The 26,757-nt window shown below is 66.0% G+C and carries 21 protein-coding genes and 2 pseudogenes; 13 read left to right on the top strand and 10 right to left on the bottom strand.

Annotation, left to right across the window (positions count from 1 at the left end; all coding sequences use genetic code 11):
• Positions 1-119 precede the first annotated feature (119 nt).
• Positions 120-893, bottom strand: a complete 774-nt coding sequence (locus ACJ70B_RS07325) for an IclR family transcriptional regulator (RefSeq protein WP_408959749.1) — start codon at positions 891-893, stop codon at positions 120-122.
• Between the two features lie 194 nt (positions 894-1,087).
• Between ACJ70B_RS07325 and ACJ70B_RS07320 the strand changes: the two genes are divergently transcribed.
• Both ACJ70B_RS07320 and ACJ70B_RS07315 read left to right on the top strand, forming a co-directional pair.
• Positions 1,088-2,284: an acyl-CoA dehydrogenase family protein gene (locus tag ACJ70B_RS07320; RefSeq protein WP_408959748.1), complete on the top strand. Its 1,197-nt coding sequence runs from the start codon at positions 1,088-1,090 to the stop codon at positions 2,282-2,284.
• Positions 2,285-2,293: 9 nt separating this feature from the next.
• The gene (locus ACJ70B_RS07315; protein ID WP_408959747.1) at positions 2,294-3,292 is read left to right on the top strand and encodes an MBL fold metallo-hydrolase; all 999 of its coding nucleotides are present in this window, start codon (positions 2,294-2,296) and stop codon (positions 3,290-3,292) included.
• Here the strand turns inward: ACJ70B_RS07315 and ACJ70B_RS07310 are convergent.
• The 3 genes from ACJ70B_RS07310 to ACJ70B_RS07300 all read right to left on the bottom strand — a co-directional run bounded on the left by ACJ70B_RS07310 (position 3,265) and on the right by ACJ70B_RS07300 (position 6,897).
• Positions 3,265-4,254, bottom strand: a complete 990-nt coding sequence (locus tag ACJ70B_RS07310) for a TIGR03617 family F420-dependent LLM class oxidoreductase (protein ID WP_408959746.1) — start codon at positions 4,252-4,254, stop codon at positions 3,265-3,267. The two genes, ACJ70B_RS07315 and ACJ70B_RS07310, sit on opposite strands and share 28 nt — an antisense overlap.
• 90 nt (positions 4,255-4,344) lie before the next feature.
• Positions 4,345-5,283 carry a D-2-hydroxyacid dehydrogenase gene (locus ACJ70B_RS07305; RefSeq protein WP_408959745.1) on the bottom strand — a complete coding sequence of 313 codons (939 nt, stop codon included), beginning with the start codon at positions 5,281-5,283 and terminating at the stop codon, positions 4,345-4,347.
• A 3-nt stretch (positions 5,284-5,286) separates the two neighbouring features.
• The gene (locus ACJ70B_RS07300) at positions 5,287-6,897 is read right to left on the bottom strand and encodes a class I adenylate-forming enzyme family protein (RefSeq protein WP_408959744.1); all 1,611 of its coding nucleotides are present in this window, start codon (positions 6,895-6,897) and stop codon (positions 5,287-5,289) included.
• Between the two features lie 166 nt (positions 6,898-7,063).
• On the opposite strand from ACJ70B_RS07300, the pseudogene ACJ70B_RS07295 reads away from it, so the two are divergent.
• Both ACJ70B_RS07295 and ACJ70B_RS07290 read left to right on the top strand, forming a co-directional pair.
• Positions 7,064-8,143 (top strand): annotated as a pseudogene (locus ACJ70B_RS07295) (acetyl-CoA acetyltransferase); the annotation flags it as partial.
• Between the two features lie 122 nt (positions 8,144-8,265).
• Positions 8,266-8,481: pseudogene (locus ACJ70B_RS07290) on the top strand (Zn-ribbon domain-containing OB-fold protein); the annotation flags it as partial.
• A gap of 189 nt (positions 8,482-8,670) precedes the next feature.
• Here the strand turns inward: ACJ70B_RS07290 and ACJ70B_RS07285 are convergent.
• A complete protein-coding gene (locus tag ACJ70B_RS07285; protein ID WP_408959743.1) occupies positions 8,671-9,705 on the bottom strand; it encodes a MaoC family dehydratase N-terminal domain-containing protein in 1,035 nt (344 codons plus the stop codon).
• A 582-nt stretch (positions 9,706-10,287) separates the two neighbouring features.
• Between ACJ70B_RS07285 and ACJ70B_RS07280 the strand changes: the two genes are divergently transcribed.
• From ACJ70B_RS07280 to ACJ70B_RS07245, 8 genes are all read left to right on the top strand, one after another.
• Positions 10,288-11,061 carry an SDR family NAD(P)-dependent oxidoreductase gene (locus ACJ70B_RS07280; RefSeq protein ID WP_408959742.1) on the top strand — a complete coding sequence of 258 codons (774 nt, stop codon included), beginning with the start codon at positions 10,288-10,290 and terminating at the stop codon, positions 11,059-11,061.
• Positions 11,062-11,159: 98 nt separating this feature from the next.
• Positions 11,160-12,740, top strand: coding sequence for a class I adenylate-forming enzyme family protein (locus tag ACJ70B_RS07275; protein ID WP_408959741.1), 1,581 nt, complete (start codon positions 11,160-11,162; stop codon positions 12,738-12,740).
• A gap of 93 nt (positions 12,741-12,833) precedes the next feature.
• Positions 12,834-14,141 carry an MFS transporter gene (locus ACJ70B_RS07270; RefSeq protein ID WP_408959740.1) on the top strand — a complete coding sequence of 436 codons (1,308 nt, stop codon included), beginning with the start codon at positions 12,834-12,836 and terminating at the stop codon, positions 14,139-14,141.
• Positions 14,142-14,253: 112 nt separating this feature from the next.
• Positions 14,254-15,795: a molybdopterin-dependent oxidoreductase gene (locus tag ACJ70B_RS07265; protein WP_408959739.1), complete on the top strand. Its 1,542-nt coding sequence runs from the start codon at positions 14,254-14,256 to the stop codon at positions 15,793-15,795.
• A 257-nt stretch (positions 15,796-16,052) separates the two neighbouring features.
• Positions 16,053-17,405 (top strand): ABC transporter substrate-binding protein, encoded by a 1,353-nt coding sequence (locus ACJ70B_RS07260; RefSeq protein WP_408959738.1) that lies wholly within the window; start codon positions 16,053-16,055, stop codon positions 17,403-17,405.
• A 150-nt stretch (positions 17,406-17,555) separates the two neighbouring features.
• On the top strand, positions 17,556-18,509 hold the full coding sequence (locus ACJ70B_RS07255; protein ID WP_408959737.1) for a carbohydrate ABC transporter permease: 954 nt from the start codon (positions 17,556-17,558) through the stop codon (positions 18,507-18,509).
• Positions 18,506-19,378, top strand: a complete 873-nt coding sequence (locus tag ACJ70B_RS07250; protein ID WP_408959736.1) for a carbohydrate ABC transporter permease — start codon at positions 18,506-18,508, stop codon at positions 19,376-19,378. Before ACJ70B_RS07255 ends, ACJ70B_RS07250 begins: the two co-directional genes overlap by 4 nt.
• Positions 19,379-19,424: 46 nt before the next feature.
• Positions 19,425-20,510, top strand: coding sequence for an ABC transporter ATP-binding protein (locus tag ACJ70B_RS07245; protein WP_408959735.1), 1,086 nt, complete (start codon positions 19,425-19,427; stop codon positions 20,508-20,510).
• A gap of 94 nt (positions 20,511-20,604) precedes the next feature.
• Here ACJ70B_RS07245 and ACJ70B_RS07240 read toward each other — a convergent pair whose 3' ends face one another.
• The 4 genes from ACJ70B_RS07240 to ACJ70B_RS07225 form a co-directional block, all read right to left on the bottom strand.
• Positions 20,605-21,180, bottom strand: coding sequence for an RDD family protein (locus tag ACJ70B_RS07240; protein WP_408959734.1), 576 nt, complete (start codon positions 21,178-21,180; stop codon positions 20,605-20,607).
• 96 nt (positions 21,181-21,276) lie between these two features.
• Positions 21,277-21,558 (bottom strand): hypothetical protein, encoded by a 282-nt coding sequence (locus ACJ70B_RS07235; protein ID WP_408959733.1) that lies wholly within the window; start codon positions 21,556-21,558, stop codon positions 21,277-21,279.
• 189 nt (positions 21,559-21,747) lie between these two features.
• The gene (locus ACJ70B_RS07230) at positions 21,748-22,998 is read right to left on the bottom strand and encodes an acyl-CoA dehydrogenase family protein (RefSeq protein WP_408959732.1); all 1,251 of its coding nucleotides are present in this window, start codon (positions 22,996-22,998) and stop codon (positions 21,748-21,750) included.
• Positions 22,999-23,166: 168 nt separating this feature from the next.
• Positions 23,167-24,336, bottom strand: coding sequence for a thiolase family protein (locus ACJ70B_RS07225; RefSeq protein WP_408959731.1), 1,170 nt, complete (start codon positions 24,334-24,336; stop codon positions 23,167-23,169).
• A gap of 161 nt (positions 24,337-24,497) precedes the next feature.
• On the opposite strand from ACJ70B_RS07225, the gene ACJ70B_RS07220 reads away from it, so the two are divergent.
• Complete coding sequence (locus tag ACJ70B_RS07220; RefSeq protein WP_408959730.1) at positions 24,498-25,283, top strand: SDR family NAD(P)-dependent oxidoreductase; 786 nt, start codon at positions 24,498-24,500, stop codon at positions 25,281-25,283.
• 35 nt (positions 25,284-25,318) lie between these two features.
• Here the strand turns inward: ACJ70B_RS07220 and ACJ70B_RS07215 are convergent, their stop codons facing one another.
• On the bottom strand, positions 25,319-26,755 hold the full coding sequence (locus ACJ70B_RS07215) for an amidase (RefSeq protein WP_408959729.1): 1,437 nt from the start codon (positions 26,753-26,755) through the stop codon (positions 25,319-25,321).
• Between the last annotated feature and the right edge of the window lie 2 nt (positions 26,756-26,757).

Below are 26,757 nucleotides of genomic sequence, written 5' to 3'. Positions count from 1 at the left end.
GGTGGTGGCCGATAATCGCTCGAGTACCGGCCTACGCCCGCGCGGACCCGGTGGGGAACGCAGTCTCATCAATTGAATCATGTTGGCAGTGTGCACGCTCGTTCAACAGGGCCGAACGGTTAGGAAAACATCACGTTCACTTCGATCGTGTTCGCCGTCGACAGCAACTTGGTCCGAAGGTCGTTTTCCTCCCACTCGTTCTCGAGTCGGTGCTCGGGGCCAGTGACGGTGACCGCGCCGTGGACGGTGCCGTCGTTGTCGAGGATCGGCGCGCCGACGGCACTGATTCCGGGCAGGTACTCCCCGCGGTTGTACGCGACGCCTTCGTCGCGAATCGTCGTGAGCTCGTCGAAGAGGGTTTCTCCGTCCGTGATCGTTTTTTCGGTAAAAGCGGGCAGGCCCCACTGATCGATGATCGCGTCGACGCGTTCCTCCGTGAAGTGTGCGAGCATGGCTTTGCCGCCGGCCGAGCTGTGGAGGTAGACGTGCGTACCGACGTCGATGTCGCTGGTAAACGATCGGCTCCCCTCGCTGACGTTGATGATCGTCCCGAGCCCGTTCTGATGTGTCGAACAGAGCACTCGCTGGCCGGTTTCCGCCGAGAGTTCGTCGATCGGCGTCTCGGACGCGGCGTATAGCGGTTCGGCGTGTTTGACGTGTTCGCCGAAGGAGAGAAACCGGAGGCTCAGGCGGTATTCGTCGCCTTCTTGGACGACGTATCCCTTCGAGCGAAGCGTCGTCAGATGGGCGTGGACCGTGCTCTTTGCAAGTCCCGTTCGCTCGGTGAGTTCCGTGACCCCGGCACCCCCAGCCTGCCACAACGCCTCGAGAATGTCCAAGGTCTTTACCACCGCCGCCACCCGGCTTCCCCCGTTCGTGTCCGGTGTTGCCATACTACTCATTCCACGAAACGGATCAAAACTGTTCCGCTCTGCTGAACGCGAACCTCGGACGAAAAAATCTCGCCGGTTCGAATTCCGCCGCGTTCATCACCGGGCTGGCCGATATCCGCCGATCGCTCGTTTCCGTGCTAATTGAAAGTCAATCACACGGTAACGTTTAAGTAGTACGTTATGTGACATTGGCTATGGACTTCAGCGAACCGTCCGAAGCCGTGCAGATCAAGAAGGCCCTCGACGACTTCATCGAACAGGAGGTCGCGCCCCTCGAGAACGAGTACGATCAGTTTCTCGACGCTGACTACGAGAAAGAGATCGTCGACGACGAGCACCGACAGATTCCCGAGTACCGCAACATCGTCGAGCAGATCCGCGAGAAGTCCGTCGAAGCCGGCTTCTACGGGATGACGATGCCCGAGGAGGTCGGCGGCGGCGACGTCGATATCCTCACGCGAGCGATCGTCGGCGAGCACATGTCGAATCGGCCGCCGGGCTTTCACAGTTCGATTTTCGGCGGCGCGGGGGGGCCGACCCCCATCCTGCTCGCCTGCGACGAGCGACAGCGCGAGCAGTACCTCGAGCCGCTGATGGACGGCGAGATCACGACCTGCTTCGCGCTGACCGAGCCGGGTCACGGCAGCGACGCCCACCACATGGACGCTCGGGCGGAGAAAGACGGCGATGAGTGGGTGATCAACGGACAGAAGTGTTACATCACGAACGGTCCGTACGCCGACTTCGCGATGGTGTTCGCTCGCACGAGCGGCGAGGACGGTGATCTGGGCGGCATCACGTGCTTCCTCGTCGACGACGACAACCCCGGCTTCGAGGTGGGCACGATCCACCGCGCGATGGGGATGACCCCCGGGACGCACTCCGAACTGTACTTCAACGACTGCCGCGTCGGCGAGGAGCAGGTGCTCGGCGAGGTCGACAAGGGCTTCCAGTCCGCGATGGACTGGATCGGCGGCGGCCGGATCAACATCGCCGCCGGCTCCGTCGGGACGGCGCAGTTCCTGCTCGACATGTCCGTCGAGTACGCCCGCGACCGGGAGACGTTCGACAAACCGATCGGTCACCGGCAGGGGATCTCGTTTCAACTGGCCGAACTCGCGACGGACATCGAGCAGGTCCGCCAGCTCTATCGCTACGCCGCTTGGAAGATGGACAACGGCGAGCGCGCCCGCAAGGAGGAGTCGATGGCCAAACTCCGGGGCGCGAAGCTGGCGAACGACGCCGCCGATATCGCCATGCAGGTCCACGGTGGGGCCGGCTTCATGAAGGAGCTCCCGATCGAACGCAACTACCGCTCGGCCCGCGTCTTCCGCATCTTCGAGGGGACCGACGAGATCCAGAAACGGACGATCGCCCGCGAACTCATCTGAGAGTCGACGATGGACGATCCGACGGAACAGCGGACGACAGCCGTTACGACGCAGGTTTCCAGGCTCGACTTCGATATCGAGTGGCCGCCGAAACACGCCGCGGCCTACCTCGTCGAGGAACCAGTCCCGATCCTGATCGACGCCGGCGATCCGCAAGACCGCGCCGAAGCGACCATCCGCGAGGGGCTGGCCGCGAAGGGGTACGACCGCGAGGACGTCGAGGCGGTCGTCGTCACCCATCCGCACAGCGACCACATCGGGCAGGTGCCGCTGTTGCGCGAGGCCGGCGCGACGGTGTACGCCTCCCGACCCGTCCTCGAGCAACTCGAGCGCGACGCGGCCGACCTCGCCGACGGCGTCCGCGAGGTCGGTCGCTCGGCGGGCTACCGCGGTGAGGCGATCGACCGCGAGGTCGAACGCGCCCAGTCGTCGCTGGAGCGCAATCGGCGGTTGCTTGCGCCCAATGAGGCCGTCGCCTTCGAGTTCGGCGAGCCGTTTACCGTCGCGGGCCGCGAGTTCGAGGCCCTGCACACGCCCGGTCACCAGATCCACCACGCGAGCCTCGCGACGGACCTGAACGGCGAGCGCGCGCTGTTCAGCGGCGACGCGCTCATCGAGCCGTTCCGGCCCGGCGCGATCCACGTCGGCATCGATTACGGGGCCTACGACGCCGTCGACGCGTTCCACCGCGCGATGGACCGCCTCGAGGGCCGTAAGATCGACCGGGTCTACCCCGGCCACGGGCCGGTCTTCACCGACTACGAGGGTGCCATCGAGGGCACGCGCTCCGCGCTCGAGTCGCTCGCGGGCGAGACGTTCGAGGCGGTCGCGAGCGTCGGCCCCGCGACGCCGATGGAGGTCACCCGCCACCGCGCCGGCGAGGTCCGGTATCCGGCGCAGTTGCTCGACACGCTCGGCGCGCTCGGCACGCTTGAGGGCCGCGATCGGGTGCAGTACAGAGAGCGTGACGGGGTCCGCCACTACTCGGTCAGGAAGGCCTCGCCGTGATCGAGCGGGAGGACGACGCGGTCGGCGATGCCGCCGTAGACGTCCTCGGCCTCCGCGAGTAACGCTTCGGGCGGCGCTTCGATCGCGAACGTCGCCACCATCTCGTCGGTAATCAGGTCGGTCATTTCGTCCCAGCGCTGCTCTTTCGAGAGTTCGTGTAGCTCCTCGCCGACGGAGCGCCAGCCGTGGTGGTCGAGCACGTCGTGATAGGTCCGCGTGCTGCCGTAGAAGGCGATTCGCCGCTTAACCTCCGCGCGGGACCGCTCGCGCTCGGCTTCGGTCTCGCCGGTCACGACGAACGGGCTCGCCGAGAGCGACACGTCCTCGAGCGAGCGGTCCCCGCGGTCGGCCCCCTCGGCGACGGTGGGAGCGATGACCTCGTCGGTGTAGCCGGGGGTGTTGAAGACGTGCATGTCGAGCCCGTCGCAGAGCTCGCCCGCGAGCCGAATGTTGTACTCGTTGACGCCCGCGATGTAGATGGGCACGTCGGGGTGGTCGATCGGCCCCGGATTGAAGTTGTCCGTCATCAGCGAGAACGAGTAGTGCTCGCCCTCGTAGTCTAAGTCGTCCTCGCCCTGGAACACGTCGAAGATGTGCCGGAGGGACTCGACGACCTCGCGCAGCCGCGGCCCGGGCGACTCCCAGTCGACGCTGAAGCGCCGCTCGTTGTGGCCCTTGACCTGCGTGCCGAGACCGAGGACGAACCGGCCGTCGGAGTATCGGGCGAGGTCCCAGGCGGTGTAGGCCAGTGCCATCGGACTGCGGGTAAACGACAGCGCGATGCGCGTCCCCTGCTGGATCTCGTCGGTCCGGTCCGCGATCAACGGGTGGGGAAGGAACGCGTCGTTGTCCATCTCGGGCGTCCAGACGCCGTCGAACCCGAGTTCCTCGGCGCGGGCAGCCGCGTCGCCGGAGTCGGTCGATAGGCCGGGCACCATCGCGTCAATGCGAAGATCTGACATACCTGACAGTCGACGTGACGGGGCTTCAATCTATGGCCGCGGTGCGGTCCGCTCGAGCGGAAACCGCCCCACGAAAACCCCCCGCCCTACTCAGACGACGCGGTTCTCCAGGGCCTCGCCCTCGCGGAACCGGTCGTAGTTTCGCAGGAAGACGTCGGCGCAGCGCTCCCAGTAATGGGGCGTGCTGCCGGCCATGTGAGGGGTCACGAGCACGTCGTCGCGGTCCCACAGCGGCGATTCCTCGGGGAGGGGCTCCTCTTCGAAGACGTCCAGCGCGGCCCCGCCGAGTTCGTCCGTCTCGAGCGCGTCGACGAGGGCGGACTGGTCGACGACTCGCCCGCGGGCGATGTTGACTAGCACGGCATCGTCCGGGAGGGTCGCGAGGGCGTCTGCGTCGATCAGTCCCTGCGTCTCGTCGGTCAGCGGGCATGCGAGCACGAGGTAGTCGCTCGCCTCGAGGACGGACTCGAGGGCGTCCGACCCGTAAATCTCGTCGACGGCCTCGGGCGCGTCGGTCGGGTCCCGTTTCGTCCCGATCACGCGGGCGTCGAAGGGCCGACAGTACTCGGCCACTGTCGAGCCGATCGCGCCGACGCCGACGATACCGACCGTGCGGTCGCCGAGTTCGCCGCCCGTGTACCGCTCCCACTCCCGCCGGCGTTGCTGGGCGACCGCCCGGTCGAAGCCGCGCTCGAAGTGCAGCAGGTAGCCCAGCACCTGCTGGCCGATCGGCTTCGCGTGGATCCCCGAGACGCTCGTCAGCGCCACGCTGCGGTCGGCCAGCGCGTCGTGATCGAAGATGTCGGTGCCCGCGCTCAGCGCCTGCACCCACTTGAGGTCGCCGGCGGCCTCGAGCACCGCGTCGGGGAGCCGGTGGGTGACGAACACCTCGGCGTCGTCGACGGCCGCCGAGAGCTCGTCCTCGTCCTCGACGTGCTCGAGGTCGATGTCTGGCCGGCGTTCACGGATCGCCGCGACCAGCCGCGGCCCGCCGCCCGAGAGGATGTGCGGGCTGACGACGATCGTCACGAGTCAGTCGTCCTCCGAGTCCTCGGCATCTTCGGTCTCGTTCGATTCCTCGGTCTCATCTCCTTCCTCGAGCTTGTACTTCTGGATCTTCCCGCTCGTGGTCCGCGGGAGTTCGTCGATGAACTCGATCTCGCGGGGGTGCTTGTAGGAGGCGACGTTGTCGAGAACGTACTCTTTGAGCTCTTCGGCGGTCACGTCTTCGCCGGGCTCGACGCCCGGTGCGGTGACGACGTAGGCTTTCGGTACCTCGTTGCGGCGCTCGTCCGGAATCCCGACGACCGCGCCCTCCGCGACGGCTTCGTGTTCGGCCAGCAGTTCCTCGAGCTCGCTGGGGTAGATGTTGTAGCCGGCGGAGTTGATCATGTGCTTTTTGCGGTCGACGATCTCGTAGTAGTTGTCGGCATCGCGGCGGGCGATGTCGCCGGTGCGGAACCAGCCGTCCTCGGTGAACGCCGTCTCGGTGGCCTCGGGCATCCCGTGGTAGCCCTTCATCACCTGCGGGCCGCGAACGAGCAGTTCGCCCTCCTCGCCGATGGCGACCGTCTCGTCGCTATCGTCGATGATCGTGGCCTCGGTCATCCGGGTCGGCTGGCCGATCGTCCCGTGTTTCAGGCCGAACGTCGATCCCTGTTGGGAGTGGGTCGCGCCGTTGGTCTCGGTCAATCCGTACCCCTCGGCCATCTCGACGCCTGCGGTCTCCTCGAACTCCTCTTGGACTGCGACGGACATCTTCGCGCCGCCCTCGCCGACTGACTCGAGGCTGGTCAGGTCGTACTCGCCGAACTGTTCGCTGTTGACCATGTCGACGTACATCGCGGTAACGCCGACGTAGTGGGTGATGCCTGCCTCCTCGATCAACGCCATCGCGGCGTCGCCGTCCCAGTTGGCCGCGCTCCGCAGGTAGACGCTGCCGCCCCGGATGAGCGGCTGCCACGCGGTGTGGGTAAAGCCGGTGATGTGGTACAGCGGCAGCCAGACGAGACTCTTGACATCCTCGTCGTCGAGCGCCTGCTCCTGGGAGAGCACCGAGAACATCTGGGCACGGAAGTTGCGGTGGGTCAACTGGACGCCCTTCGGTTTCCCCGTCGTTCCCGACGTGTAGGGCAACAGCGCCACGTCGTCGTCGGCCCGCTCGACGAACGTCTCCTCGCCGCGGACGTCCTCGAAGGCGTGGACTCCCTCGCTGTCGGTGTCCACCGAGATGACTTCCGGGTCCCAGTCGATGGCCGCGAGCGCTTCCTCGAGGTGGGGCTCCAAGGCGATGTGAGTGAACACGGCCGTAGCTTCGGTGTCCTCGAGTTGGTAGGTCAGTTCGCGTTTGCGGTACTGCGGGTTGACCGGCGAGACGATCGCGCCGGCTTTGAACGCGCCGAGCGCGCCGATCAGGTACGGCCGACAGTTCGGCAGGTACTGCAGTATCACGTCGCCGGGTTCGATTCCGAGGTCGGCCAGCCCGCCGGCAAAGCGCGAACTCGCGGCCTGCAGGTCCCCGTGGGTCAGCGTCTGCCCGTGGTACTCGATCGCCTGCGCATCGCCGTGGTGGCGCACCGTCTCGTCGTGGAGTCGCGCGACGTTCCCGGCGCTGGCAGCCTCGCTAACATGTGCCAAATCCATGGGCCATGCTATCATGGAATAATATAAAACAGTATCCATGTGTCTCCGGGGCTGTGGCTGCACGATTCGGAAACCACGTTCATTGGTGCCTCCTACCACAATCTATTTGCGTCCGGTTCCGATATCGGGAAGACGATGACACGGTCCGTGAGACGGAGGGACACCCGTGGCTGAACCGATCCTGGCGGGCGTCGCCGAGAGCGATCTCGGCGAGACCCCCGACCGAAACTGGCTCGACAACGCGGCGATCGCGACCGTCCGCGCCTTAGAGGACGCCGGCTGTCCCCTCGCGGACGTCGACGGCGTCGCGGTCGCCGGCGGCGACGACTACATGCCGGCGCTGCTCCTCTCGGAGTACCTCGATCTCGAGGAGCCTTCGTTCCTCGAGGGCACCGAGATCGGCGGCTCGTCGTTCGAGCACTTCTGTGGCCACGTTCGTGACGCGATGGCCCGCGACGAGGCCGACGTGGTGGTCGTCGCCTACGGGTCGACGAGCAAGACCGGCCCGAGCGACGAGCGGTCGCTCGAGGTCACGCATCCGATCGACGGCTTCGTTCGGCCCACCGGCCTGTTCCGGCCGCCGGGCGCGTACGCGATGGCCGCCCGCCGGCACATGCACGAGTACGGCACGACCGAGGAGCAACTCGCCGAGATCGCCGTCGCGACCCGCGAGTGGGCGTCGATGAATCCCAAAGCGGCCCAGCAGGAACCGATCACCGTCGACGACGTACTCGAGTCGCGGCAGATCGCCGAGCCGTTCACCCTGCTGGACTGCTGTTTGGTCTCCGACGGCGGCGGCGCGGTCGTCCTCGTTTCCGAGGAGAAGGCCCGCGAACTCGGCGTGCCGCCGATCTCGGTCGCGGGCGTCGCCTCGACGAGCACGCACCGCCAGGACGTAAGCGAGATGCCCGATATGACGACGACCGGCGCGGCGGTCACGGGTCCGAAGGCATTCGAGCAAGCCGGAATCTCCCACGACGACGTCGATGTCGCCCAGCTATACGATTCGTTTACCTACACCGCGCTGGTCACCCTCGAGGACCTGGGCTTCTGTGAAAAGGGCGAGGGCGGCGCGTTCGTCTCGGGTGGGACGACCGCTCCCGGCGGCGAACTGCCGATGAACACGCAAGGCGGCGGGCTCTCCTACTGTCACCCCGGCCACTTCGGCGTCTTCGTCCTCATCGAGGCCGTCCGCCAGCTGCGGGGCGACTATACGGGCGAGCGCCAGGTCGACGACGCCGAGGTCGCGGTCGCCCACGGCACCGGCGGCGTGCTGTCCTCGAGTAGCACCGTCGTCCTCCGGAGGGACCGGTTCCCGTCCCGTCCGGCGCGACGCAACCGTTCTGGGAGGCGACGCTCGAGGGCGACCTGCTATATCAGGAGTGTGAGTGCGGTCACCGCCAGCTCTACCCGCGGGCGATCTGTACCGACTGCGGCGCAGAAGACCCGCCGTTCGAGGAAAGCGAGGGCGTCGGGACGATCTACACCTACACCGTCTGCCACGTCCCCGGCGAACCCGGCTTCGGCGATCGAACGCCGTACGTCGTCGGCGCGATCGAACTCGCCGAGGGACCGCGCCTTCTCGCGATGATCGACGCCGCTCCCGACGCCCTCGAGGTCGGGATGCCCGTCGCGGTGCGGTTCTGGCGGATTTCGGACGAGGCTGCGATGCCGGTGTTCGCGCCGGAGTAAGCCGGGAGGAGCGCGCGAGCGCCGCGCTGCTTGCTCGGGAAGTGCGCTCGCGTGCTCGTCTCGAAAACAGCGCGCGGGTGGCTACTCGAGGTCGGCCGTCGCCGTGCCGGTGAGCAGCGTCTCGCCGTCGTCGGTCCACGCCTCGAGTTCCGTTTCCACCGTTCCGTCGCCCTCGTCGATGTCGACGACCTCGCCGCTGGCGACGACGGTGTCGCCGGGGAAGACCCGCGACTGGAACCGGACGCCGAAACTGGCGATGTCCCGCAGTTCGAACCAGTTCGCGACAACCCGAGAGGCGACGCCGGCGGTGAACATCCCCTGGCCGAAGACGCTCTCGTTGCCCGCGGCCGTGGCGTAGGGCTCGTCGTAGTGAATCGGATTGAAGTCCCCGCTCGCGCCGGCGTACTTCACGAACTGCTGGCGGTCGAGATCCTCGACGACGACCGTGGGACCCGTATCGCCGACCGCGATGTCGGCGAGGGCGCGGACGTGATCGAACTTGTCGACGGTCGCCGGCGGGACCGCTGCCTCGGCCGCGGCGGTGCCGCCGTTTGCCGCGGGTGCAGTGGACTTGCTCGAGGCGTCGTCCGCCTCGCTTTCGGCGCTCTCCTCATCGCCGGCGTCGTCGTCGACCGCGCCCGAGGTCTCGATCGCGGTCGAGCGATCGGTCAACACGAGGTCGCCGTCCCGATTCCGATATTCGGTCTCGAGGACGGCGAAGGTCATCGTGCCCGCGCGACCGCCCTCGCGCTGGAAGACGTTCGCGAGCGTGGTCGTCCCCTCGAGCACGTCGCCGACGGCCATCGGGCGCTCGTACTCGTGGTGTTGCTCGCCGTGGAGGACGTACTCGGGCTGAAAGCCCAGCTCGAAGCCCTTCCCGTCGACGTCTGCGGGCGTGTACCGCGGGAACCGGCCGACCTGGCTGTAGGTCAGCGGCGCGGGGACGTGGTCGTAGCCCCGCTCGGCGGCCGCCGCCTCGTCGCGGAAGACCGGGTCATCGGCCGTGATCGCACGCGCGAACTCCTCGACCTTGCCGGCCTCGACGCGGAACTCCTCGACGGTGACGCGGGTGTCCCCGACCATCGCCTCGAGTTCCTCGAGCGGTCTAGTTGGCATCTCGAGTCACCTCCGCGGGGTCGCTGCCGAGCGTCGCCGGTCGTTCGGTCGTCCTGCGCTGTCGGTCGGGGCCGTCTCCGCCGTTCATCGCCACGACGGTTTGGGCACGATCGGCATAACAGTACCTCTCTCGGAACTCGGTTCGATCGATCGTATTCTGGGTAGTCGCGATCGATGCCCATCCACGCCCGTCTCGAGCAGACCGAACGTCTTGCTCACGTGGACACGAGGGCTCTCCACGTCCTCCCCAGCCGATTCGCTCGCTGCTCACGGTTCCGTTCGTCACCGTTCGCGTTCGAGGCCTCACTCCGTTCGGCCTCGCACCGCTCGCTCATCCCTCGCGCAATTTCGGACCGCGGTTCGCCGATGGCCAACCGCGCCCTAGCGCGCGCCGACCGCACGTAGTCAGTCTCTTCGGGCGCTGTCCCCGATCCCGGATTCATCGACTCGAGCGATCCCCTCGTTCTGGTCGAATGGCTTATGCTGTCCGTCGATGAACCCGTAGACGCGAATGTCAGACAGTGTCACTCTTGGGATAGGAGTATCGGCTGTAGGGATCACTACGCGGACGGAGGGGCGGCGATGACGACCGACCAGTTCAGCGTCGCGGGCCAGACGGCGATCGTCACGGGCTCCTCGAGCGGGATCGGGAAAATGATCGTCGAGCGGTTCGCCGACGACGGGGCGAACGTCGTCGTCACTTCGCGGGAACTGGAGAACGTCGAGCCGGTCGCCGACGCAATCAACGAGAGCGACCGGCCGGGCGAGGCGCTGGCGATCGAGTGCGACGTGACCGACCGCGAGGCGGTCCAGGAGATGATCGATGAGACCGTCGAGGAGTTCGGCGGCCTCGATATCCTGATCAATAACGCGGGGGCGAGCTTTCAGGCCCCGCCCTCGGAGATCAGCGAGAACGGCTGGAAGACCATCGTCGACATCAATCTCCACGGCACCTTCCACTGCTCGCAACTCGCCGTCGAGTACATGCGCGACGACGGCGGCGGTCGGATCGTCAACTTCGCTAGCGTCGCGGGCACTCGCGGCTCGAAGACGATGAGTCACTACGGCGCGGCCAAGGCCGGCGTCGTCAACTTCACCACCTCCTCGGCGGCCGACTGGGCCGAAGACGACATCTGGGTCAACTGCATCGCGCCCGGCCTCGTCGCGACCGAGGGCGTCCGCACCCAGATGGGTGTCGAGGACGATGCCGAGGAGATCGCCCGCGACACGCCGGATCGCACCATCGGTAAACCCGAGGAGGTCGCCGACCTCGCGCAGTTCCTCGCCAGCCCGGCTTCCTCGTATATGGTCGGCGAAACGGTCGAGATCAAGGGACTGCCGCGTCTCGGAGAGTAGCCCGATTGGGGCCGAGACGTGTCGCTCGTGAGACCGAAACACGTCCTCTGTTACCACCACCCGTATATTTTTCATCCCCAGCGACAAACGCGGGGCACATGGAACTCGATGTCGTTCCCGCGGAGACGCTTTTCGCGGCACCGTACGACGGAAACGTCGCCCATCTACTCGAGCGAGCGGTGGCAGACCAGCCCGAGACGATCGCGATCGAACACGCCGGGGAAATGATCACTTACCGCGACTTTGGCGACCGCGTCGCGCAGTTCGCCGACAGCCTCCGGGAACTCGGCCTCGAAGCGGGCGATCGGGTCGGGCTCTACATGCCGAACGGGATTCCGTTCTGTACCGCCGTTTGGGCCTGCTGTCACGCCGGGATCATCGCGAGCCCGCTGAACCCCGAGTACCGCCGCCGGGAGATCGCCTACCAGCTTGAGCACGCCGACGCCGAGGCGGTCCTCGTCGAGGGCGAGCCCGACGACCACGTCGTCGAGGCCGTCGCCGACCTCGAGACGGACATCGTCAGCGCGACGGCCGGCGGCGACTTCCGGTCGCTGCCCGACCTCGGCGCGGCCGACGCCGACCCGGCGATCGTCGACCGCGAGGACGACGACGTGTTGCTCCAGCCCTACACCTCGGGGACGACGGGGAAACCGAAGGGCGTCCTGCTAACCCACCGCAATTTCCGGGTCCAGATCGCACAGAGCGTCTCGAGTTACAGCGCCGGCCCGATCGAGGGCGACGGGATCATCGTCCTGCCGATGTACCACATCACCGGGATGATTCAGATGATGGCCTCGCTGTGTGCCGGCCGGACGCTGCACCTGCTCCGGCCCGATCAGTGGGACCCGGAACTGGTCCTCGAGAAACTCGACGAGCACGACATCCCGGCCTTTACCGGCGTCGCCGCGATGTTCGTCGACCTGCTCGAGGCCCACGACCCCGACGAGTACGACCTGTCGACGTTGATCAAGGCGGGGCAGGGCGGGGACAAGCTCCCGAAACCGACTCAGGAGCGGTTCGAGGAGGCGTTCGACGTGCCGCTCTCGGAGGGGTACGGCCTCACGGAGACGACCGCGACGAGCCACACGATTCGGTGGTCGTCGCTGGGCAACAGACCCGGGAGCGTCGGCCAGCCGGTCGGCCACACGCGCTCGAAGGTCGTCGACGAGGAGGGGAACGAACTCGGCGCGGGCGAGGAGGGCGAGATCCTCATCGCCGGCTCGCAGGTGATGAAAGGCTACTACAAGAACCCCGAGGCGAACGAGGCGGCGTTCACCGAGGACGGCTACTTCCGCACGGGCGACATCGGCATGCGTGACGAGGACAACTACTACTACATCAAGGGCCGCGAGAAGGAGATGATCCTGACCGCGGGCTACAACGTGTACCCGCGCGAAGTCGAGGACCTGCTCTACGAGCACCCCGATATCCACGAGGCCGCGGTCTTCGGGCTCCCTGACGAGCGCCGCGGCGAGACCGTCGCGGCCGCGATCACGCCGACGGAGGGCGTGGAACTGACCGACGACGACGTCGAGGAGTACGTCCTCGGGGAGCTCGCCCCCTACAAGCACCCTCGAGTCGTCGAGATCCGCAGCGAACTCCCGAAGACCGGCAGCGGAAAGATCCGCAAAACGGCACTGCGAGACGAGTTCGCCGAGGAACGCGGGCTGGAGTCGTGACGGGACGTACGCGACGGGCCGCTCGAGGGGTTGCCGGACGGAGTGCGACGCCGCCCGGGTCGCGAACGACTCCGGCGACCGCCTGGATGACCGATGACTGACGAGACCGCCGACTCCACGTATTCGAACGGAGAGATCCGGACGATCGCGCTCGCGGTCATCGCCGGCATCTTCTTCGGTGGCGTGGCGACGGGGGTCGCGTTCCCGACGCTGCCGCTGTTAGACGAGAAGCTGGTGATCAGCGCGGTCATGCTGAGCGTGATCCTCTCGGCCAACCGCATCGCGCGGTTGGTGATGAACACGCCCGCGGGGACGATCATCGACCGGTACGGCTCGCGCAAACCGATGATCGTCGGCCTGTTCACCCAGGCGCTGGCCCCATTCGGCTACGTCGTCGGCCTCCATACGCCGCCACTCGAGCTCGGCACGGTGGCGATACTCGGGAGCGTCTCGCTCCCGGGCGTCGTCTTCGTTCTGGCGCGGCTGTTCTGGGGCGTCGGCAGCGCGTTCGTCTTCATTGGCGCGTTCGCGACGGTCACCTACGTTACGACGGCCGACAACCGGGGCCGATGGGTCGGCTACATGCGCGGCGGTCAGTCGCTTGGCTTCCCGACCGGGCTCATCCTCGGCGGCATCCTGACCGACCTCGCTAACATGAAGACGGCGTTTCTCGCCGCCGGCGGACTCGCGTTGCTCGCGGGGATCGTCGCGACGCTCGTCCTGCCGGACGTCCACGCGGGCGCGGGCTCGGAGAGCCGGTCGGTGAGCCTCCGCGAAGTCCCCTCTCTGCTGGCCGGCAATCCGACCGTCGTCCTCGTCGGCTACGGGAACTTCGCCGTGCGGTTCCTCTGGGGCGGCGTCATCCTCTCGACGCTCGCGAGCTACGCGAGCGCCACCGGCCTCGAGCTGTCGTTTCTGGACGCGGCCGGGATCAGCGGCATCGTGATGGGACTGGGCGTGCTCACTACGGGGTCGCTGACGATCGTCACCGGTTGGGCGTCGGATCTGGTCGACGATCGGACGGTCTTGACGGTGCCGGCGTTTCTGTCGATGGCGGCGGGGTTTCTGATCATCGCCTCCGTCCCGACGATCGAGGCGCTACTCGGCGCGATCGTCCTCATCGGGGGCGGGATGGGCGCGGCTGCGCCGTCGCTGCTGGCGATCATGGGCGATCTCACGCCCGGCGACGAACTCGGCCGGATGGGGGGTGCCTATCAGGTGATGGGCGACATCGGCCTCAGCCTCGGGCCGCTGCTGGCGATTCCGGCCGTCGATAGCTGGTTTGGCTACCAGTTGACGTACCTCCTCTGTGCGGTGCTCGTGTTGAGTTGCCTGACGATCGTCTCGCTGCCGCTCTTGCGAAACCCCGAGGTCACCCGCTCGAGGGTGAAAGCGGACTGAGGGCCGATCGACCGGCAGATTCCATCGTTGGAGCTGCCAACTCGACCGCGAAACTGCGACACGACCGCCGGTCGCGAAGCGTTCATAACCGTCCACACCATATTGTGACACAATGTCTCCCACACGGAAGCAGTGGGCCGCCCGCGTCCGCCCGTGGCTCCCACCGATCGCCGTGGCACTCGCCGCGGGACTCGCCGCAGTGGGGGGCTCGTATCTGTCCGTCGGCCGACGGCCGGCGTTCGTCGTGACGCCGATCGACCGCTTCGTCATCACCCACAGCCCCGACGCGCTCGTGACCGTCGCGATCACCGTTCTCGGACCGCTCGGTCATCGGTTGGCCTTCCTGACGGCCATCGCACTGACGTGTGCCGTCCTCGGGCTCGCGGCCCTGCCCGGCGTCGCGATCCTCCTTGACGGCCCGCCTGTCGTCGGCGCGATCTCTCGCCCGGGTTCCGTTTCCACCGCCGTCGGCGTGCTCGTCGGAACGGCCCTTCCGGCCGCCGTTGCGTTCGGACTGACAGGGTCGCCGGCCTCGAGCGCCGGAGCCGCCGCCGGGGCCGGGCTCGTGGCACTCGTAACGGTCGGGATCGGCCTCCTCGCGGAAGGAGACGCCGCAGTCGACTCGTTCGGGCGGCGGCGCGTCCTCGGGGCCGTCGGCGCGGCGATCGGCTCGAGCGCGCTCGGACTCTTCGTTCGTGGCACCGGTACGACGTCGTTCCCGCCTCCGTTCGATATCCCCGAGGATGCCCGGCCAGCGGTGCAAACGTTGCTCGAGCGGGCCAACGACCGGTCGCTCGCCGTCGAGGGGCTCGAGCCGCTTGTCAGCACGAACTTTTACCAGGTCGACATCGGCAACGTCGATCCCGCCGTCGACCGCGAGGAGTGGACGCTCTCGATCACGGGGGCCGTCGCGGAGGCGGCGGAGTACGACTTCGCCGATCTCGAGACCATGGCTATCGAGGATCGGTTCGTCACGCTGCGCTGCGTCGGGGATCAACTCAACGGGCGACAACTGGACACCGCCCTCTGGAGCGGCGTGCCCGTCCGAAAGCTGCTCGAGGCGGCGGGTCCCGAGGGCAACTACGTCGTCCTTCACGGGGCCGACGGCTACTACAACGAGTTCCCGCTCGAGGCGCTGTGGCCGGGATTGCTGGCCTATCGGATGAACGGGCGCTCGCTGCCGCGGGCACACGGCGCTCCGGTTCGCGCGCTCGTCCCGGGACACTGGGGCGAGATCAACGTGAAGTGGCTGACCGAGATCGAGGTCCGCGAGGAGGAGACAATGGGCTACTGGGAGCACCGGGGCTGGCACGGCACCGGCCCGGTCCACACCGTGGCCAAACTCTGGCAAACGAACCACCTCGGAAGCGGGCGCTTCGAGGTGGCCGGACACGCCTACGCCGGCACCAGAGGCATCGGGGCCGTCGAGGTCTCAACCGACGGCGGCGACACGTGGGACGACGCCGAGTTGTCCGAGCCGCTTCCGGGCGACGACGTCTGGCGGCAGTGGCGCTACGAGTACGGGGCGGCGGGAAGCCACGAGGTGATCGTCCGGGCCCGCGATGCCGACGGCACGCTTCAGATTCCCGAAACGGACGGCCCGAAGCCCGACGGTGCCACGGGGTGGGTGTCCGAAACCGTCGACCCTCGATGACCGCTCTCGTCTTTCACGATTCGGCCCGATTGTGCGTGTCGTTCGGGCGATGAGACATCCGTGTGATGACTTACAGCAGCGGCCGAAACGGGTCGGAGCTAAAAACAGCCCCATACATTATCCGGAAAAAACGTGAACGTTTATGTGGCTGTGCTTGGATGGTAGCAATGGACAAGAGTGATTGTGTACCAATGACATGGGACAATATCGACAGGCGTCGAGTACTCACGGGTGCTGGTGCAGGACTCACCGCAGCGATGGCAGGGTGTATCGGTGGCGGTGGTGGTGGGAACAACGAGATACACTTCATCACGGACTACTACAACAGCTCCTGGGAGGGCTTGTGGAGTGAGATGGAGTCACAGTTCGAGAGCAATACCGACCACTCCATGAACATCGAGAACGGCGGGATGTCCGGTACACAAGAGGGCCGGCTTGCCCGCCTGATCCAGGCGGGCAATCCGCCGGACGCGAACACCTCCACGTTCGACCAGGTAGCGGACATCTGGGCGACCGAGCAGCTCAGCTCCGTCGGCGACGTCGTCTCGTCGATCGAGGAGGTCAACGGAAAACTGAACGTCGGCGGGGCGTTCCTCGGGGGCGACGAGATTTATCAGGTTCCCCACGGCGTGTACGTCTCTGACTTCGTGTACCGGCAGGACGTCTACGACGAACTCGGTCTGTCGGAACCCCAGACCTTCCAAGACGTCCTCGACAACGCCAAGGCGATCGACGAGGCCGGCGGCCAGTACTCCGACATGCGCGGCTACGGGCTCGCGGGGATGCCGACCGGTAAGAGCCAAGACGAGTTCCAGGTTCTCCTCTCGAGTGCGGGCATCTCCGGGCTCGGCATTCGCTGGAAAGATCCTGAGGCCCAGAACGAACTCGAGATCCACTTCCCCGAGAACGTGGTGACCACGGTGTTACAGTATATGAAGGATCTCGCGCAGTATTCGCCCGACCCGACCAGCATCGGCTGGTCGAAGTCGCTCAGCGGGTGGCTTCAGGGACAGTACGCCCAGCAGTACCACCTCAACGCCTGGCCGATCGGGCTCACCGCGGCACAGGCCGAGGCCCAGGACAGCGACGCCTTGCGCGGGCTGGCCAAGGCCACGCAGGTCAGGGCGTACCCGACGTGGGGGAACATCGACAAGAACGAGAACTGGCTGTCCGCCCCGGCACCCGACGGCTACCACGTCTTCGCGAACGGTGGGAACACGCAGGGGGCCAAAGAGTGGTTCAAGTGGCTCTACGCCGACAGCATGGAGAAGACCGTCCAGTTCTACGCGGCGGACCCAGGGCGGTTCCTGCCGAGTTACGCCGACGTGCTCGGCTCCGATGCGTTCCGGAACCAAGATATCATGCAGGCCCACCCCCACCTGCTCGAGAAACTACAGTACGTGCAAAACGAGATCTGGGGCAACCACTACGGCAGCGTCGACGCGGCCAACATCTCCTCGCCCGTGGCGCTGTACCTGCAGCGCCAGTGGTTCTACGGAGAGATGGTCAACCGCGTCGTCACTAACTCGATGACCGTACAGGAAGCCTACGACTGGGGCTACGGCCAACTCGAGAGTGCATTCGCGGACGCACAGGAACAGTTCGGATAGCCGACCGCGGCTCTATCCATCTCCCGTTTGAACCGGGCGGTGCGGAACGTAACCTACACGAACAACCGTGAGATTAACATACATGGACGGAGAGAATCGCACACGGATGACCATGAGATTGATAGACACGGATGCAGAGGAGAGCTAACTATGGCCGGGAAAACTGGTGAATCGGTTCGACCGCACGGGGCGTATATCCCGTGGGACGACCTTCCCGTGAGCCGGGAGACGATCGCCGGAATCGGGACCGTCCTGCCGGTCGTCGCCCTGTACATACTAATCGCGTTGCTCCCGATCGGCTTTGCGTTCTGGGCGTCGTTGCACAACATCCACACGCTCAACCCCGTCTGGGAGTGGGCCGGCGTCTCGAACTACTCGGCGGTCCTTGAACTCTCTCGGTTCTGGGGCTCGCTGTGGCGAGGGATCATCTACATGGTTGGCAGCACGCTCATCCAACTCGCCGTAGGCCTCTGGATGGCGCTCGTGCTAAACCGGATCACGTACGGACAGAAGCTGCTGACTGCAGTGGTCTTTACGGCTTACCTGATCCCGACGATCATCGTCTCGCTGATCGCGCTTCGGGTGTTCGACCCGCAGGGTGGCGTGTTTCAGATGATGGGTGCCGAGTGGCTGAGTCTGTGGGCGGCCGGTGAGGCACCGCTGGGGTCGCGCCAGTGGGCGATGCCCCTGTTGATCCTCATCGGTACCTGGAAGTTTTCCGTCTTCATCACCATCTTCACGCTCGCGCAGCTACGTGCGATCCCGAACCGGTTCTACGAGGCGGCGAAGGTGTGCGGCGCGAACCGATGGCAGATGTTTCGGGACATCACGCTGCCGCGTCTCATGGGGATCATCCTGGTCGTCGTCTTGCTCCGGTCGGTCTTCATGTTCAACAAGTTCGACATTATCTGGCAGCTCACGCAGGGCGGGCCCGGCAACGCAACGACTACGCTCCCCGTGCTCGCGTACAAGACGGTCTACACCGATCAGGCGTACGGACTTGCGAACGCGATCTCCGTCGTTATGTTCCTCTTCCTGCTCGCGGCGGCGATCGGCTACTTCATGGTCTTCAATCCGAGCGAGGAGGTGGAAACGACGGCATGAGTCAGAGCGAACCCCCGGGAGGCGTCTTCGGCCTCTCATACGACCGCGAAAGTCACGTCTTCGAAGCGCTGAAACTCGTCAGCACCGCGATCATCGTTCTCGTCGGTGTCTGGCCGATCTACTGGATGGCCCAGCTCGCCTTCACCGAGTACAGGATCGTCGAAGGCACGGTCACCGCCTTCCCCACGCCAGACATATTCACCCTCGATAATTTCACCATCCTCACCGACCCGAAGATATACACGTACATCTTCAACACGACCGTGGTGGCCATCGGGACCATCGTCACGGTCATCGCCATCTCGCTGATCGCCGGCTACGGGCTCGCGCGGCTGGACTTCCCGCAAAAGGAGAATTTCGCGCGAGTCCTCCTGATCGGCTACCTCTTTAGCCCCATTGTCATCGGCATTCCGCTCTACCAGATCTGGCGGGGCCTCGGGCTGCTTGGCACCCGCGTCGGGCTCATCATCGCACTGTCGGCGATCTCCATGCCCTTCGCAGTGTGGCTGATGTGGAAGTACATCATGACGATCCCGGAGGCCCACGAGGAGGCCGCGTGGGTCGACGGAGCCTCGCGCTGGCGGGGCTTTCGCGACGTCGTCGTGCCCCAGTGCCGACCGGCGATCATCGCCGCGGCCCTGTTCGCCTTCGCGCTGGCCTGGAACGACTTCACGTTCGCACAGATCCTCCTCCCGTCGACCGAAACCACGACGTTCGCCCCCGGCATCCTTCGGGAGATGAGCCAGTCGCAGTTCCTGCCGGACGCCTACCTGATGGCGGTCTCGCTGGCCATGACGCTGCCGCCGCTGCTGTTCGCCTACTTCATGCAGAGCTACCTGCTGAAGGGGTTCCAGGTCAGAGCGCTCTGAGAACGTATCGAATTCCGACCACCATTCACAACTAACACGACAACATATGCCAGACATCGAAATCCGGAATCTGACGAAGGTATACGAGGAATCGGGTAACAAAATCGTCGCCGTGGACGACGTCGACTTGACCATCGAGGACGGCGAGTTCGTGACGCTCGTCGGCCCCTCGGGCTGTGGGAAGACCACGACGCTTCGCTGTGTCGCCGGGCTGAACAAGCCGACGAGCGGCACGGTCACGTTCGGCGACCGCGACGTGACGGACAAGCCGGTCCAGGAGCGCAACATCGCGTTGCTCTTCCAGGACATCGCGCTGTACCCGCACATGAGCGTCAAGGAGAACATCGCCTACGGCCTCAAGATCGCCGGCTTCTCCAAGGAAGAACGGAACGCCCGCGTCGAGGAAGCGGCCGAGTTGCTCCAGATCACCGACCAACTCGAGAAGATGCCCTCGGAGCTCTCGGGTGGCCAACAACAGCGCGTCGCGCTCGGCCGGTCGCTCGTCCGCGACCCGGAGGTCTTCCTGTTCGACGAACCGATGTCGGACTTAGACGCCAAACTCAAGGCCGAGCTGCGGCCGGTCATCGAGAAGGTGACCGACGAGATCGGCTGTCCGACGCTGTACGTAACCCACGATCAGGAAGAGGCGATGACCATGTCCGACCGCGTCGCGGTCATCAACGACGGCGAACTCGAGCAGGTCTCTCCGCCGAAGGAGATCTACGACGAACCCGACTCCCAGTTCGTCAGCCAGTTCATCGGCCAGCCCTCGACGCAGTTCTTCGAGGGGAACGTCCAGTCGGTCAACGGGACCGCCGAACTGGCCGTCGGCAGCTACGAGTACGACCTCGCCCGCGACGGCCTCGAGGGCTGGGCCGGCGAGGACGTCCGCGTCGGCCTTCGGCCGCAGTACATCCGCGTCAGCGACGACCCCGGTGCCGGCGTTCCGGCGACGCATCTGCTCGACGAGCCGCTGGGCGATTCGACGCACAGCTTCTTCGAGACGGAGTTCGGCGAGATCGTCGTCGTCACCGACCCGGACTTCGAGGGGAACGGCGAGGAGTACGGACTCGTCTTCGAGCAGGATAACATCCAGCTGTTCGACGCCGACTCCGGCGTTCGAATCGCCTGATACGGGCTGGTGTCACTGGGTACCGGCGTCCCCCGAACGCGGCGGGTGCCGGAACTGCCTTCCAGTGGGCCGTATGAGTCGCTGTTTGTGACGATCAGTTCGTTCGGTTTTCGCCGGCTCGAGCGGCGGCGCTTGCGTCTGTGTCCGCAGACACGCCCTCGCCGTGGTCTGGCGGACGCGTCGTGCGAACGACGACCGTCCCGGCGGCGAGATCCCCGAGGCGACGGCCGTCAGTCGCCAGCGCCGTCACGAGGCCGATCACGAGCGGCGGAACGCCGAGTAGATCGACGTATAGGAGGAGATTCCGCACGGCGCTGGCGCGGTAGGTACACGGGCGGCCGTCGGCCGTGACGACCAGCAGACCGCGATTGACTTTTCCCGGCGTCCGGCCGTAGCGCCACTCGAGGACGAACGAATAGGTGGCGAAAACGGGAAAGAGCGCGAGCAACGAGAGGAGGACGACGTAGCCGCCGAGGGCTTCGTAGGTCTCGCCAAACGCCACGCTCGCGACGTAGATCGCAGGCATCTCGAGGAAGACGTAGCAGACGAACAGGTCGATCGCCGCTGCAGCGCCGCGAGCGAGCACCACGTCGCGGTCGTCTGCGGTTTCGAGTACCGGTGCCGGTTGTCGTTCGGTCGGGAGGAAGGCGTCTAATTTCCAGTCGATCACGGTGCGACCGCCTCGCCGTTCATGGCGAACCCATTCGCTAGCGCGTACAAAATACCTGCCCCTCCGCCGGCGATGAGGGGGCCGACGCGGCCTCGATCACTCGAGGCTGACGTCCGTCCGGAGCGTCGTGAGGAAGTAGAGCAACAGGAGGATGGTGATGCCGCCGAACACCTGCGAATCGATCGACAGGTAGCCATCCATGCGGTACAGCATGACGCTGGTGGCTGCCAGCACAATGATGGAGCTGACGGTTCGCCACCGTTCGACGGTCTTCTCGACGGTTATCGCAAGCGTTGACTTCTCCACCGCGTCCGACGCCTCGCGGATGTTTTCCAGACTCACGTCTTCCGAGGCGCGTCGCGTCGTATCTCCGCTCATGTATGCCATTCATTGGCAGCCGACCATATATAGCTGTGGGTGGCCCAGAGCGCGTCTCTCCCGCCGGTGACGGTGATCGCGGCTCGGTGCGATCGCTGGGGACAGCGAGGCGCTTCTCGAGCCGTGCGTCGCTCGGCGAGCCGTCGAACGAGAGAGCTAGAGAACGAGAGAACGGAAGAACGTGGTCGGCTACTCGTCGAGGGCGTCGATTCGCAGGTTCTCGTCGAACTGCAGGGTGTTCTCGATTTCGGTCTCGTCGACGTCCTCGAAGGCCCAGCGGGCGATCGAGCGACGGTGGACCTCGTCGGCCCCGTCGACGATGCGGAACGCGCGGACGTTCTCGTAGAAGTGCGCGATTGGCAGGTCCTTGCCGATCCCGTTGCCGCCACAGCACTGCAGCGCGAGGTCGATAGTCTCGTTAGTGACGTTCGCGGTGAACATCTTCGACATCGCGACCTCGATGCGGGCGTCGCTTTCGTCGAGTTCGCGCGCTGCGTGGCGGACCATCGTTCGCGCGGCGTGCAGGCGCGTCTCGGCGTCGGCGATGCGGTGGCGCAGCGCCTGCTTCTCCTCGAGTTTCGAGCCGAAAGCCTCGCGCTCTTGCAGGTAGGCTTTCGCGATATCGAGCGAGCGCTCGGCCATCCCGGAGTAGCGCATGCAGTGGGTGAGGCGGCCGCCGCCGAGTCGGAGCTGGGCGATACGGAACCCCTCGCCTTCCTCGCCGATGGTGTTCTCGACGGGGACGCGGACGTTGTCGAACTTCACCTCGGCGTGGCCGCCCTCGCGTTCGGTGATCCCATGGCCGCCCAAATGGGGGATGTTCCGCTGAACTTCGACGCCATCGGCGTCACGCGGAACGAGGATGATCGAGGTGCCCTCGTAGGGGTGGGCGTCCAGATCGGTCCGCGCCATCAGCAAGTAGAAGTCGGCGTCGAGTCCGTCGGAGGTCCACCACTTGTGGGCGTTGATGACCCACTCGTCGCCGTCTTTGACGGCGGTGCTCTGGAGCATCTTCGGGTCCGAGCCGGCACCGACTTTCGGCTCGGTCATGGCGAACGCCGAGGAGATGTCGCCCTGGACGAGGGGGCGGAGGTACTCCTCTTTCTGGTCTTCGGTCCCGGCGAACTCCAAGGTGTGCATGTTGCCCTCCTGAGGTGCGTTCGCCCGGATCGAGAGCGCGCCGATCAGCGAGCGGCCGACCTGTTCGAACGAGGGCAGCATGTCGCTGAAGTCCAGTCCCTGCCCGCCGTACTCCTCGGACACCTGTGGCGCAAACAGGTCTCGCTCCTTGGCCAGATCCCACATGTCGTGGATCTCGTCCATCGTGATCTCCTCGCCCGTGGCGAGTGCCTCGCGCTCGCGCGGGATGACGACCTCGTCCATGAAGTCCGCTACGCGACCCGCAACCTCCTTCGCCTTCTCGGAGTCGTGGTACTCCATATCACTCATGATCGGATACAGCATTGTAAAGCTATAGGTAACGGATCGCATTAATTGGCAAGCGGCGGCGAGACTATCGGCTCCCCGAGACCCGCCGCCACCCCATCCGATCGCGTCGCCCCGATCTATCCGTCGCCAGTTCGCCGCGTCGGTCCCCGCTCGAGCGGCTCAGACCCGTTCTATGATCGTCGCGATCCCCTGGCCGAAGCCGATACACATCGTCGAGAGTGCGGTGTCCTGGCCGGTGCGCTCGAGTTCGTGGGCCAGTTTCGTCAGTAACGTCGCGCCGGTCGCGCCCAGCGGGTGGCCGTGGGCGATCGCGCCGCCGTTGACGTTGACGTCCTCCCAGGACGCGCCGGTCTCCTCGAGCCAGGCCGCCGGGACCGACGCGAACGCCTCGTTGACCTCGAACAGGTCGATGTCGCCGATCGTCATGTCGGCCTGCTCGAGGACGTTCTCGGTGGCGGGGATCGGTCCCTTCAGCATCGTAATCGGGTCGACGCCGACGACCTCGGTCTGGACGATACGGGCCATCGGCTCCCAGCCGTGTTCCTCGGCGGCCTCCTCGCTGGCGATCAGCAACGCGGCCGAGCCGTCGACGATCCCCGAGGAGTTGCCGGGGTGGTGGAATCCCTCGCCCTCCTCGCGGAACGACAGCGGCAGTTCGGCCAGCGTCTCCTCGTCGGTGCCGGGACGCGGGTGCTCGTCCTGCTCGACGACGACCTCCTCGCCGTCGAGTTCGGTCTCGACGGGCGTGATCTGGTCGTCGTAGCGCCCCTCGTCCCAGGCCTCCTTCCAGCGGCGCTGGGAGTCGGCGGCGATCTCGTCGAGCTCCGAGCGGGTGAGGCCGTAGTTCTCGGCGATGCGTTCGGCACCCTCGCCCTGATGGGTCACTTCGTCGAAATGCTCGAAGTAGGTGTCGGTGAGGCTGTCGGCGCTGTCCGCCCCGTCGGCACCGTCCGACCCCATCGGGACGCGAGTCATGTGTTCGACCCCGCCGGCGATGAGCACGTCGTGCTGGCCGGCCATGACGTTCGCCGCGGCGAAGTTCGCGGCCTGCTGGCCCGACCCGCACATCCGGTTCAGTTGGACGCCGGGGACGATATCGCCCCAGCCGGCGACCATCGGCGCGAGTCTGGCGATGTTCAGCCCCTGCTCGTCTACCGGCGTGACACAGCCGTAGATAACGTCCTCGATCGTCTCCGGCTCGAAGCCGTTGCGCTCGCGAAGCGCCTCGAGCGGTTCGGCGGCCAGATCCTGCGGGTGCGTATCTCGGAACGAGCCGCCGCGTTTCCCGAACGGCGTGCGAACGGCGTCGACGATGACTGCTGAGTTCATGACGTACTCGTGAGTATTCCGCCATCGTTCATAGAAGTTGTGCATAAATTCGTGATCGAGGGAGTTGGAGACTGTACCGTCGAATATTTCCATCGGTCGATAGCGGACTCTGGTACCATTCCCCAATGATTAAGTCAGATAGCGAAGTAGTCTCTCGGGCGATGGATTTCGGAATTCAAGACCGGACCGCGGTGATCACCGGCGGGGCCGGACGCATCGGAAGCGCCGACTGTCGAACGCTCGCCGAGGAGGGCGCTGACGTCGTCGTCCTCGACGTCGACGCCGACGGCGCACACGCAGTCGCCGACGAAATCGACGAGACGGCCGACACCGGCGAGGCGATGGCCCTCGAGTGCGATCTGACCGACCGAGGAGACGTGGCGGACTCGATGGACGAGGTCCGCGACGCCTTCGGCGGCATCGACATCCTCGTGAACAACGCCGCGATGGTCGACGCGCGCTCGAGACTGGCTGACTACGACGACGACGTCTGGAACCGAGACGTGGAGATCAACCTGACCGGGACGTACAACATCAGCGCGGAGATCTTCCCCGAGATGTGCGACCGCGGCTGGGGTCGTGTCGTGAACATGTCCTCGATGGCCGGCTGGTACGGCGGCTTCGGCCAGATTTCCTACTCGGCGACGAAGGCCGCCATGATTGGCGTCGGCCGCACGATGGCCCTCGAGGGGGCCCAGTCGGGTGTCACCTCGAACGTCATCGCGCCGAACATCGTCGTCGGCCAGTGGGCCGATATGAGCCCCGACGAACTCCGCGAACAGGTCGACGAGTACTACGCTCGCATCGCCGAGGCGACGCCGATGCGCCACCTCGGGACGGAGGAGGACGTGGCCAACATGGTCGCCTACCTCTGTTCGGAGCAGGCCTCCTACGTCACGGGACAGATCGTCGGCGTCACCGGGGGGATCGACCTCTTCAGCTTCTGAACGGGAATTCGCCCTCGAATTCGCCGTGCGTTCCGTCACTCGGGATACGCGTCATGCCACGGCCGCCGGCGCTCGAGGGCGGCGCTGGCGGCGAGCACGTCGCCATCGGCGTGTCGCGGACCCGCGATCTGCATTCCGACGGGGAGTCCATCAACGAATCCGGCCGGAACCGAGGCCGCCGGCTGCCCGGTGAGGTTGAACGGCTGCGTGAGCACCCAGCCGCGGTACGGCTCGATCTCGACGCCGTCGATCTCTTCGGGCTCCTCGCCATGTGGGAACGGCGTGGTCGCGCAGGTGGCCGTCGCGAGGAGGTCGTACTCCGCGAACAGGTCGACCAGTCCGTCGAGGACGCGCGTCCGAACGACGTCCGCGCGCTTGTACTCCCGCGTAGTCGGTTCCTCGGCATCCATAATGAGATCGACGAGAGACGGCCGCAGGCGGTCGCGGTCCTCGCCGAGCGGGTCGAAGCCCTCGTCCTCCAGGGTCTCGAGCAGCGACCCCCACCGGACGGTCGCCATCGTGTAGTAGGCGTCGAGGATCTCCTTGTTACTGTGCCCGAGTTTGGGATCGACTTCGTCGACGGTCGCGCCGGCGCGCTCGAGCGCCGAGACGGCCTCCTCGAGCGTCTCTCGCACGGCGGGATCGACGGGATAGGTTCCCATACCGGGGCTGAAGGCGATTTTCAGCCCGTCGATCGGGCGGTTGACCGCGTCGCGGTACTCGCCTTGCTTCGGGACCGAAAAGGGGTCGCGCGGGTGGGTCCCGGCCATCACGTCCAGTGACAGCGCCGCATCTTCGACCGTCCGGGCCAGCGGTCCGTTCGTCGAAAACGGCGTATGGCTTGCAAAGGCGTTCGGTCGGCTGACGTTCGGGATCACGCCCTGCGTCGGTTTGAGTCCGTAGACGCCGCAGAAGCTCGCCGGAATTCGGACCGAGCCGCCGGCGTCGGAGCCGGGTGCCAGCGGCACGAGCCGATCGGCGAGCGCCGCGCCGGCTCCGCCGGAGGAGCCCCCCGAGACCCGGTCGGGATCGAACGGGGTCCCCGTCGGCCCGGCGACGCGGTTGTCGGTCGTGACGCCGAGCCCGAACTCGGGCGTGTTCGTCTTCCCGACCACGACCGCGCCCGCCGCCTTGAGCCGGGCGACGAACGGCGAATCCGACTTGGCGACGCGGTCCTCGAAGAGCAGCGAGCCCGAGGTCGTCCGAACTCCCTCAACGTCGTCTAAGTCCTTGATCGCGACTGGGACGCCGTGGAGCGGCCCGAGCGGCTCGCCTTCGTCGATCGCGCGCTCGGCCTCGGCGGCCACCTCGCGGGCCAACTCGTCCGTGACCGTCACGAACGCGTTCGTCCGGTCGTTTCGCTCGTGGATGCGCTCGAGGACGGCGTCGACCACCTCCGTGGGCGAGTGCTCCCCGTCTCTGATCGCTCTCGCGAGCCCGGCGGCGGTCAGTCGCGTGGGTGGAGAGACCATCG

Origin of the sequence: Natrinema sp. 74 (assembly GCF_046097095.1) — an archaeon.
In the GTDB taxonomy this organism is placed as follows: domain Archaea; phylum Halobacteriota; class Halobacteria; order Halobacteriales; family Natrialbaceae; genus Natrinema.
This window is presented reverse-complemented; position numbering and strand designations above follow the sequence as displayed.